This is a genomic window from Photobacterium carnosum, from assembly GCF_002849605.1.
Taxonomy (GTDB): domain Bacteria; phylum Pseudomonadota; class Gammaproteobacteria; order Enterobacterales; family Vibrionaceae; genus Photobacterium; species Photobacterium carnosum.
This window is the reverse complement of sequence record NZ_NPIB01000044.1, coordinates 1-11,380: the sequence shown is the minus strand read 5'-3', so window position 1 is coordinate 11,380 and position 11,380 is coordinate 1. Positions and strand designations below refer to the sequence as shown.

Genomic DNA, 11,380 nt, shown 5'->3' with positions numbered 1-11,380 from the left:
TAATCCATTGCTCAGAGCCATCATTTTGAGGAAGGACAACTTCAGCTTCACCTTTTTCTTGATCAATACTGAGTACTACACAAGCATCACCCCCTTTTAGTATGGCAATGACCGGGAATAATAATGGTGATAACTTATCGAATGTTAATTGTGTTTGTTTAGCCTGAAGCCCCGCCTTTTCTGCTGCGCGAGGTAATAAAAAGGGGGTTAGTAAACCATCGGTTAGCGGTAGATCTGCAATTAATGCATCCGGTGAATTTGCTTGGCCGTAGAAACGACTAATATAAGCAAGTGATTGAAGTAATGGATCTTTCATGTTATTTCCCATTAACTAACTGATCGGTGACATAACCTTGGAAACCTTGAATTTTTAGCTGTGCTAATTTATCTTTTTGTTCAATGGTTTCTACGCGGGAGGCGATGGTGAGTATTGAAAGGTTATCGGCACTACGTGCTATCGATTCTAAAACGTCGGTTTTTATTTGATCATCTAATTGTGATGTATAAGCAAAATCTAGTTTTACATAACTAGGTCGTAATTTATTCAGATAATCTGTCGAGCTGAAATTATGACCATAATTATCGATACCAAATTGAAATCCATTTTGGCGAATAATTTCACAAAGTAAGGTGGTGTTATCAATGTTTTTAATAAAACAAATTTCAGGTAATTCAAATAAAACGGATTTTTTCATTTGAGGGTTAGATTTAAGTTTACTGTTGAGCCAACGAATAAAGCCCGTATCATTAATACTACTTTGAGTAATATTAATAGCGATAGGCACTGATTCTGTTTTGCTTATTAATTGGTTAAAAAGAGTATCAATGATATAGCAGTCAAATCTGGCACCTTCATTAAGTTTTTCAATAGCTGATAAAAATTGACCAGCATTAAATTGTTGTTGGCCTTTTTTTATATAAGCGAACATTTCTTTATGAATGACGTCATTATGTGCATTAATCGCTTTTTGAAAAGTGAAATGAATAAGATTATTTGCAATTGCTTCATTAACCAATGCTTTCCATTGCTGCTTACCCATTGCTGGTATTGTTTTCTTTTCATTAATTTCTAATAAAGCGATGGGTTCTTTAATTTCGTGGCGTGCTTTATTTACTGCATTATCAGCATGAGCAAGTAAAGCCGTTATTGTTAGAGTATCTGAACACATGACAATGCCAACAGCAGCTTGAAGTGGTGCAATTCCAAGAGGATCTGAATTAAGTTCTGATGTCATATATAACATCGAACGGGCAGTATCCATAAGTTCATCTTCGGAGGCATTAGGTGCAATAAGCATAAATTCAGATTGGTTTAGACGAGCGATGGTAACATTATCAGTAGAAAGTTCTTTTAGGTGATCAGTAAGTTTTTGTACTAACTTGTCACCTTTTTCATAACCTGATTGTTGGTAACTATCTTCAATAGTATCAGATTTCAATAGAATGATACCACCGGTTGGTTTATGTGATAACCATGACTTTAAGTTGGTCATTAGGTAACTACGGTTAGCTAAGCCTGATACGGGATCTTGATAGGCACGAATACGTAAAGTATCGGCCTCTTGAGCTTGTTGTTCAAAATGTTGTTGTAACTGAGTATTCATCGAATTGAAAGCAATAACGAGATCGAATAATTCACGAGTATGGGGTATAGGTAAAGGATCTGTGAAATGGTTGTGTGCTATTTCTTGTGCACTTTTTTGAATTTGTTTTAATGGACGTAATACTTTATTGAGCACTAAGGATAATACAATAGCAGTTAATAACAGGCTTGTTATAAAACCAAGTGCAAGTTGAATAGTTGCTTTCCATAACTGGATATAGGCTGAAATAGGGCTACTAATAACTGTTAAATTAGCGAGTTGTAGCCAGCCACTGGTTAAGGTTGTAGTTTGAGTAATTGCTTCAATATGAATTAATGATTGGAACCAATCAGGTATATTATTTATTCGCTGAGGGTATTGGCGAATAATTTCTTTGTTGGAGTCGAGTAAGGTTAGTTTTACTTGGCTGTAATAACCCGAATCAAAAGTAGCATTAATAACGGATTCTGCTGAAATAAAATCTTTTTCTTTTAGGTATGGAGATAGAGCAAAGCCGATTGAGTTAACAACATTATTAAGTTCAGTTGATTGTTGTTCAATTAAATAGCTCTTAGTGGTATTAAATTGAATAGTAAACACAGCACTTATCAATAAAAATAATACGACTAGCATCCACAAAAGAAGTTGTCGGTAAAGGGTCATTGTAATTTACCTATTAAAAAGTATATCGTGGTCGATTGAGTTTGATATTTTTTGAACGATTACGTAAATCATTCCAAAGACTTAAACGTGAAGCTTTCCCCGCTATTTGCTCTTGTCCTTTTTGTTTTACGAGCCATAATTTATTACCATTAAAACTGTATATTGGTAATAAATCGTTACGCTGATTCGCTGGTAAAATATTGCCGTTGAGATTATCTAAGATCAGTGGTATTGCTGATGGTTTTGGATAATAAGCAACAACCATATGGAATTGATTAAGTTCAAGTGCTTTTACATACACTAATCTTAGCTTATTATCATCAATACCAAGCTTAAGTAACGTTTTGTATTTGGCAATACTAAAATCTTCACAATCACCCGCACCTGCGCCAATAAATTCGTAAGGTGTTGCCCAATAATCTTCTTTTCCCCATAGCTTTTGATCGCTAATAAAAACAAATTGATTAAAAAAAGTATTAGTAGCATTAAGTTTCTGGCGTTCAGTTAAATGTTGTGAATTTTTGATGAGAGCATGCCATGCTGTCGCTCGTTTACCTGCGCGTTCACCATAAAATTGAGTTATTTTCTCTATTTGTTGTGTGTTACTAGCAGCAAGAACATTTACTGCTAGTAAACAACAAAGTAACCAAAAAGTTATTTTCTTCAAAGGGCAGTTTTCTGTTTAGTTTTCACGGACACTATAAACAGCCCATTCTTTCACAATATTTTCTTGAGAGCCAACAACTTGTGCTGTGACTCGACGACTTAACATATTACTTTCTTCTATGTCATAAGCGATAACGGGATCACTATCACCAAATCCCATCGTTTTAATTCGAGATGGTGTAATTCCATCATTAATTAATGCTTGATAGACGGCACTTGCTCGATGCTTTGATAATACAATATTGTAAGCGGCATTACCCACAGGACTAGCGTAACCTTTTAGTTCAATATGGGTTTTGGGGTATTTCACCAAAAACTCGCTCATTTTACTGATGTTTTGCATGTGATTTTCAGGAATGTCTGAAGAGTCATTAGCAAATAACACATGAATTTTGTTTTTTTCGGAGCTATCAATATAAGTCGGACAACCATCATTATTGACGACAGCATTTATAAGCGTTTTTGGACAGTGATCACGTTGGTTAATGACGCCATCACTGTCGTTATCAAATAAATTTTTGGTTTGCTTAGTAATGGGTGGTTGAGGTACTGAAAGTGAGCAGCCAAATAATGATAGTGCGAATAACCCAATAATTGTGTATTTCATATTTTGTTCCTTTATTTAGCTGACTGTACCCAAGATTGAGGTATTTCAACGCGCATCTCACTAAGAATTAATCCGGTTGCATTTAACACGCGGTATTTTGCCAAAATACCATCGTACTCCGCACTTAAATAGGCTTTGCGTGCTTCAAATAGTTCGTTTTCAGTATTTAGTACATCCAGTAAAGAACGTTGACCTATCTTAAATTGTTTTTCATAAGCAATAACGGTACGTGCAGAAGCATCAACATGTTCTTGTAAGAATATTTTTTGTTTTTTTGATAACGTTAAGGCACTCCAAGAAAGGCGAGTACCTTCCTTTAACATGCGGTGAGCGCGATCTCGAATATCTTTGGATTTATTGATTTGATAAGCTGCTCGACGTGATTTAGCTACATCCGTTCCGCCGTTAAAAAGGTTATAGCGCATTTTTAACATGGCTTTTAGTTCGTCGGTATCTCCTGGTGAACCATTAAGATCTTGTCCCCATTCTTGTGAGGCTTCAATGCTAAAAGAAGGGTAAAAAGTACCTTGTGCTTGTTTGTATTGATATTCTGCGGCATTAATATCATTTGATGCAATATACACAACTGGATTGTTTTGTTCAGCTTTAATGAGAGCATCATCTAAAGATATTGGTAGATAATTACTGTCAACTTCAGGTTTTATAAGATCAGTTGGGTAAGCGCCAATAATTCGCACAAACGCTGTAATTTTATCTTGAAGATTACTTTCTGCAGCCAATAAATTGGTATTAGAACTGGCTAAACGGCCATCAACTTGTGCTAAATCAGCCGTCGAACCGATACCTGCATCTGCACGCTTTTTGATATCAACGTACATTTTTTGATGCACTTTAAGGTTAGATTGAGACAGTGTTAGTACATCTTGAGCATGGAGGACATTAAGATAAGCTTCGGTTGCTTTTAGTGCTTTATCTTGCGCATCAGATAATAGTTGATAACGTTGGGCTTCTGTTTCTGCTTTATTGCGTTGAATATCGTTATATGTAATAGAACCATCCCAAATTAATTGACGAATATTTAGTTGGGCACTTTGAGGGCGATATTGACCAGAAGGACTGTTTGCTTTGTAATCATCATGCCCAATACCTGCCTCTAGATCGACTGATGGTAAATAATCACCTTTAGCCGCATTAATTAATTGATGTTTACTCTGAAATTCATTGTAAGCACTTTTTATATCAGGATTAGTTGAAAGTGTTTCAGCAATAGCTTGCTCTAATGATTGCGCCATTACGGGCGTTGCTAAACATTGAAGGCTAATTAATAGAACAATTTTTTTAAACATATATTTTTTTGTCATTATTTTATTCTCTCAACGCCGTTTGACGTGCTCTGAGGACTGGTTTCAGTAAATAGTCAAGTACAGAACGCTTGCCTGTAATAATATCTGCTGATGCCGTCATTCCTGGAATGATTGGTAATGCTTCACCATTAGGACCTTTAAGACTACTTGCATCGGTACGAATTTTTACTTGATAGAAACTATTGCCTTCTTTATCTTGGATCGTATCAGCACTGATGGTTTCCAGTGTGCCGATTAAACCACCATAATTGGTAAAATCATAAGCGCTGAATTTTATAATTGTTGGTAATCCAGGTCTTAAAAAACCTATATCTTGAGGGGCTATTTTTGCTTCAATTAATAGCGTGTCTTCCGTGGGGACAATTTCTACTAATGGCATACCGGGTTGAATAACCCCACCAACAGTATTGACATATATTTTTTGAATAGTGCCGGTAACAGGGGAAATAACCGTTGTACGTTTAACTCTATCCTTTAGTCCCACTTGTGTTTCCGCCATGCTTGATAATTTATCACTGGTTTCATTCAGTTCAACTTGAATTTCTGAGCGAAATTGTAAAGCAATATATATATATTTAAATTTGGCTTCTTGAATGGCAGCTTGAGTGATGGGGATTTGTAGTTTTGCTGAATTTAGGTCACGTTTAGTATCATTGAGTGAACGCTGTAACTTTAATAGCTCAATGCGAGGAACAACACCTTCATCCGCTAATGGTTTAGTAATATTGTATTCTTTCATTGCGATATTATAGCTGTTTCGAATATTAGTTACTCGTGATTGAGTTTCAGTAAGTTCTCGTTCTTTTTGTGATGCTTGCTGTGATGCAACAGACAATTGGTTTTCTAAATTATTTAATTTCCCCGTGAATTGGTTAAGTTGTCTGCGTACTAATTGAGCATGCTTGTTCTTGAAATTAGCAGTAAAAGCGGGAGAAGTGCTCGTCACATTAACATTTTTTCGCCAGTCGGTATTTCTAGTGTTTTTATTTACGGTAACATTGGCAAGTAATGCATTAAGACGTAACGAATCGGCCTGCATGGCTGCAAGACTTTGGGTTTTTTCTTCAAAGTCAGATTTAAATTGTGTGTCATCTATGAGTAGTAATGTTTGACCTTTCTTAACTTGTTGGCCTTCTTTTATAAAAACCTGCTTAACAATACCACCTTCGAGGTTTTGTACTACTTGTAGTTGCGATGACGGAATAACTTTTCCTGAACCTGTCGTTACTTTATCGAGTTTTGCAAAATAAGCCCAAGTAAATGCGATAAAGAAAAATAATATCATTACCCATAAAATGATTCTGGCACTTTTAGGTGTATTTAGTAGCAATGCAGCTGACTTATCATCAATAAAATCGAGATCATTGTTTGATGTCGAGATGGTTTTTTTACTCATATAAAAACCCTATGTATCTAAATAACTATTTGTAAGAATGTGGCCATTTTTAAAAAACAATATATTAATTATGACGATACAGGCTTTTTTAGTGATAAAACATATTGCTATGTTTTGTATACAGAACATTAAACAATGTTTGTATTAGCATGCGTTATGTAATCTATAAGTAACTCTAATGTAAATGTTAGTCAGCCTTACATGTTAACATGTTGTTTGTTTGTAATTGAAACTGATGATAAGCTGTTGAAGTGTTGTCGTAAAGTTATTTTAATATAATAAGATCGATTTTAATTTATATAGCTTGGTTACTCTTCTCTCAAAAATGTTATAAGGTTGGGCGATTTCATGGTTAAGAATGATAATAAAGTTGAAGCGTTTAAACTTGTTGATGGCGAGAGTTTTATTCTTCAGCCAAACCAGCAACCTATACCCATCATAGATATTCATACACTTCAAATGAATGAGGTTATTGTCACTAACCGTGATACTAAATTTATAGTTATTAAAGATGGTATAGAACAAATTGTAAATTTACCTTGCTCTAGTTGTACAGTATTAACGCCTGCTGGTGCTCAAACTGTTGAATTAAACAATCGTCTAACTTTTAATGGAGAGGCTAAAGACGGTTCTTCATTTTCTGTTGCTGATATTACAGCATTACAAAATGCCATTTTAGCAGGGCAAGATCCGACAGAATTGTTTGAAGCGTCAGCGGCTGGTAATGAGAGTGCTGCTGGTAATGTAGGATTGAATGGCTCATCGGCAACCGCCAGTTTTATTACAATCAATTATGACAATAATGCTGTATTAGCCAAAGCTGGTTTTGATACTGCATATGATCCTCCGAGTAATGCCCAAATCATTGATCCCAAAATTATTTTAGCTGCTAATGGCGGTGAAGTAGGCGTTATGACTGTTGTGGAGGGGGACTTATCTCCACTGGCAGGTGAACAGGAATATCCGGTTCAAACCTCAATATCCATTGCTGTTGAAGCGGCAACGCTTCCTCTTGATACTGCTTCTTTTGTTTTTGACCCTCTTGCTATTAATTCTTTGATTTTTGAACTTAATAATGAAATCACGACTGGTGGCGAAGCTGTTAGTTTTGTTTATGACACTCAAACAAATTCAATTGTTGGTACGCTTAATGGCGAAACCATAATGTCCATTACTCTGAATGCCACAATTGAAAATGGGCGTGATGTTAGTGTTAATATTACGACAACTATTAATCAACCGATTGATCATGTTGGAGGTAATAGCAGTGGGTTGGTCTCACATGATGGAGATAGTATTACTGTTGATGTTGCGATTCAAGGTGCTGATTCAAATGGTAATTTACTTGATAAGCCAATTAATGTTGATATTACTATTAAAGATGGTGCGAACACAGAGTTTGGTACCGATACCGGCACAACCATTGATGAAACCACCCAAAATGGTCAGGTTATTACAGGTGATGTGCCACTTGATGTTGGCTCTGATGCTATCCACCATATTGATTTCAATGCTGACCAACCGAGTCTGCAAGGTATTACCAGTAACGGTGAGGCAACCACATTTACGGTCAACGGCAATGTATTAACGGTTGTTGATAGTGATAATAAACCGGTGATGGTGGTGACTATCGCTACTGATGGTTCATATACTGTTGAAGTGACAGGCTCTATTGATCAATCAACGAATGATGTTGTTAAACTGAATTTAGGTGTAACCGCCACTGATAACGATGGCGATACCACCAACGGTCAAGTGGTGATTGATATCACTGATGGCGCTGATGCGGGCGGTAATGAGCTCGGTGAAATCACGATCACTGAAGGTGACTTAACCCCTCAAACTGGCGAGCAAGGCTATCCAGTATCGAGTAACACTACGATTGTGATTGAGGCGGGTGCAGACCGTCTTGACCCAAGTAAAGTGACCATTGATCCAAAACAATTAACGACGTTAATTAGCGAATTAGAATCAGAGTTAACCACTGGCAATAATGAAGCGATCAGCTTCCATTATGACGCTGCAACAGGCGTGTTAATCGGTAGTACTGCGGCAGGTGAGCAGGTTGTGACGGTGTCATTGAATGCTGTACAAGCGGCTAACGGTCAAGACATCGATGTAAAAGTTACTATCACTCAAGAAAAACCATTAAATCATACCAACAGTGGTGTGGATGGCTTAGTCGATAGCGTTAACGATGAGATCACTATTGATGTGCCGATTCAGGTGCAAGATACCGATGGTGATTGGTTACAAAAACCTGCCAATGTTGATATCACTATCAAGGACGGTGCCAATCCCGAATTTGGTACTGATACTGGCACAGTCATCAATGAAACTACCCAAAAGGGTCAGGTTATTACAGGTGATGTGCCACTTGATGTTGGCTCTGATGCTATCCATCACATTGATTTCAATGCTGACCAACCGAGTCTGCAAGGTATTACCAGTAACGGTGAGGCAACCACATTTACGGTTTCAGGAAATGTTCTAACGGTTGTTGATAGTGATAATAAACCCGTGATGGTGGTGACTATCGCCACTGATGGTTCATATACTGTTGAAGTGACAGGCTCTATTGATCAATCAACGAATGATGTTGTTAATCTGAATTTAGGCGTAACCGCCACCGATAACGATGGCGATACCACCAACGGTCAGGTGGTGATTGATATCACTGATGGCGCAGATGCGGGCGGTAATAAGCACGGTGAGATCACCATTACTGAGGGTGACTTAACCCCAGAAGGTAACGAACAAGGCTATCCAGTATCGGGTAACACTACGATTGTGATTGAAGCGGGTGCTGACCGTCTTGACCCAAGTAAAGTGACCATCGATCCAAAACAATTAACGACGTTAATTGATGAACTGTCATCTGAATTAACCACTGGCAATAATGAAACGATCAGCTTCCATTATGATGCTGCAACTGGCGTATTAATTGGTAACACTGCGGCAGGTGAGCAGGTTGTGACGGTGTCATTGAATGCTGTACAAGCGGCTAATGGTCAAGACATCGATGTAAAAGTGACCATCACTCAAGAAAAGCCGTTGAACCATGTAGATAATGGTAATCAAGGATTAGTTGATAGTATCGACGATAAGATCACCATTGATGTGCCGATTCAGGTGCAAGATACCGATGGTGATTGGTTACAAAAACCTGCCAATGTTGATATCACTATCAAGGACGGTGCCAATCCCGAATTTGGTACTGATACTGGCACAGTCATCAATGAAACTACCCAAAATGGTCAGGTTATTATAGGTGATGTACCACTTGATGTTGGCTCTGATGCTATCCATCACATTGATTTCAATGTTGACCAACCGAGTCTGCAAGGTATTACCAGTAACGGTGAGGCGACGAGCTTCACCGTGAATGGCAATGTATTAACGGTTGTTGATAGTGATAATAAACCGGTGATGGTGGTGACTATCGCCACTGATGGTTCATATACTGTTGAAGTAACAGGTCCTATCGATCAGTCAACTGATGATGATGTTAATCTGAATTTAGGTGTGACTGTCACTGATAACGATGGCGATACCACCAATGGTCAAGTGGTGATTGATATTACCGATGGCGCTGATGCGGGCGGTAATGAGCTCGGTGAAATCACGATCACTGAAGGTGACTTAACCCCTCAAACTGGCGAGCAAGGCTATCCAGTATCGGGTAACACTACGATTGTGATTGAAGCGGGTGCAGACCGCCTTGACCCAAGTAAAGTGACCATCGATCCAAAACAATTAACGATGTTAATTAGCGAATTAGAATCAGAGTTAACCACTGGCAATAATGAAGCGATCAGCTTCCATTATGACGCTGCAACAGGCGTGTTAATCGGTAACACTGCGGCAGGTGAGCAGGTTGTGACGGTGTCATTGAATGCTGTACAAGCGGCTAACGGTCACGATATTGATGTAAAAGTAACTATCACTCAAGAAAAGCCGTTGAACCATGTAGATAATGGTAACCAAGGATTAGTTGATAGTATCGACGATAAAATTACCATTGATGTGCCGATTCAGGTGCAAGATACCGATGGTGATTGGTTACAAAAGCCTGCCAATGTTGATATTACTATTAAAGATGGTGCGACCCCAGAGTTTGGTACCGATACCGACACAACCATTGATGAAACCACCCAAAAGGGTCAGGTTATTACAGGTGATGTGCCACTTGATATCGGCTCTGATGCTATCCATCACATTGATTTCAATGCTGACCAACCGAGTCTGCAAGGTATTACCAGTAACGGTGAGGCAACTACATTTACGGTTTCAGGAAATATTCTAACGGTTGTTGATAGTGATAATAAACCCGTGATGGTGGTGACTATCGCCACTGATGGTTCATATACTGTTGAAGTCACAGGCCCTATTGATCAGTCAACCGATGATGTTGTTAATCTGAATTTAGGCGTAACCGCCACCGATAACGATGGCGATACCACCAACGGTCAAGTGGTGATTGATATCACTGATGGCGCTGATGCGGGTGGTAATGAGCACGGTGAAATCACGATCACTGAAGGTGACTTAACCCCACAAGGTAACGAACAAGGCTATCCAGTATCGGGTAACACTACGATTGTGATTGAGGCGGGTGCAGACCGTCTTGACCCAAGTAAAGTGACCATTGATCCAAAACAATTAACAACGTTAATTGATGAACTGTCATCTGAATTAACCACTGGCAATAATGAAACGATCAGCTTCCATTATGATGCTGCAACTGGCGTATTAATTGGTAACACTGCGGCAGGTGAGCAGGTTGTGACGGTGTCATTGAATGCTGTACAAGCGGCTAATGGTCAAGACATCGATGTAAAACTAACTATCACCCAAGAAAAGCCGTTGAACCATGTAGATAATGGCAACCAAGGCTTAGTCGATAGCATCAACGATAAGATCACCATTGATGTGCCGATTCAGGCACAAGATACCGATGGTGATTGGCTGCAAAAGCCTGCCAATGTTGATATTACTATCAAAGACGGTGCCAACCCCGAATTTGGTACTGATATGGGTACCAGTATTGATGAAACCACCCAAAAGGGTCAGGTTATTACAGGTGATGTGCCACTTGATGTTGGCTCTGATGCTATCCATCACATTGATTTCAATGCTG

Annotated in this window: 7 protein-coding genes; 1 reads left to right on the top strand and 6 read right to left on the bottom strand. The window is 38.4% G+C overall.

Annotated elements, in window-relative coordinates; all coding sequences use genetic code 11:
• From CIK00_RS20705 to CIK00_RS20680, 6 genes are all read right to left on the bottom strand, one after another.
• Positions 1-316 (bottom strand): cysteine peptidase family C39 domain-containing protein (locus CIK00_RS20705; protein ID WP_233426585.1); only part of this gene is annotated, 316 nt, incomplete at its 3' end.
• Between the two features lies 1 nt (position 317).
• A complete protein-coding gene (locus CIK00_RS20700; RefSeq protein WP_101770411.1) occupies positions 318-2,246 on the bottom strand; it encodes a bifunctional diguanylate cyclase/phosphodiesterase in 1,929 nt (642 codons plus the stop codon).
• A 13-nt stretch (positions 2,247-2,259) separates the two neighbouring features.
• The gene (locus CIK00_RS20695) at positions 2,260-2,904 is read right to left on the bottom strand and encodes a transglutaminase-like cysteine peptidase (RefSeq protein WP_373322865.1); all 645 of its coding nucleotides are present in this window, start codon (positions 2,902-2,904) and stop codon (positions 2,260-2,262) included.
• 24 nt (positions 2,905-2,928) lie between these two features.
• Positions 2,929-3,519, bottom strand: coding sequence for an OmpA family protein (locus CIK00_RS20690; RefSeq protein WP_101770409.1), 591 nt, complete (start codon positions 3,517-3,519; stop codon positions 2,929-2,931).
• Between the two features lie 11 nt (positions 3,520-3,530).
• Positions 3,531-4,841, bottom strand: a complete 1,311-nt coding sequence (locus CIK00_RS20685; RefSeq protein WP_101770408.1) for a TolC family outer membrane protein — start codon at positions 4,839-4,841, stop codon at positions 3,531-3,533.
• A 4-nt stretch (positions 4,842-4,845) separates the two neighbouring features.
• Positions 4,846-6,240, bottom strand: a complete 1,395-nt coding sequence (locus tag CIK00_RS20680) for an HlyD family type I secretion periplasmic adaptor subunit (RefSeq protein ID WP_101770407.1) — start codon at positions 6,238-6,240, stop codon at positions 4,846-4,848.
• A 348-nt stretch (positions 6,241-6,588) separates the two neighbouring features.
• Here CIK00_RS20680 and CIK00_RS21210 point away from each other — a divergent pair.
• A partial coding sequence (locus tag CIK00_RS21210) for a retention module-containing protein (RefSeq protein WP_144043199.1) occupies positions 6,589-11,380 on the top strand: 4,792 nt, incomplete at its 3' end.

What these genes read in the sequence shown, in the direction of transcription:
- CIK00_RS20700 (WP_101770411.1), bottom strand. Translation starts at nt 2,246, where the DNA reads ATGACCCTTTACCGACAACTTCTTTTGTGGATGCTAGTCGTATTATTT.
- CIK00_RS20690 (WP_101770409.1), bottom strand. Translation starts at nt 3,519, where the DNA reads ATGAAATACACAATTATTGGGTTATTCGCACTATCATTATTTGGCTGC.
- CIK00_RS20685 (WP_101770408.1), bottom strand. Translation starts at nt 4,841, where the DNA reads ATGACAAAAAAATATATGTTTAAAAAAATTGTTCTATTAATTAGCCTT.
- CIK00_RS20680 (WP_101770407.1), bottom strand. Translation starts at nt 6,240, where the DNA reads ATGAGTAAAAAAACCATCTCGACATCAAACAATGATCTCGATTTTATT.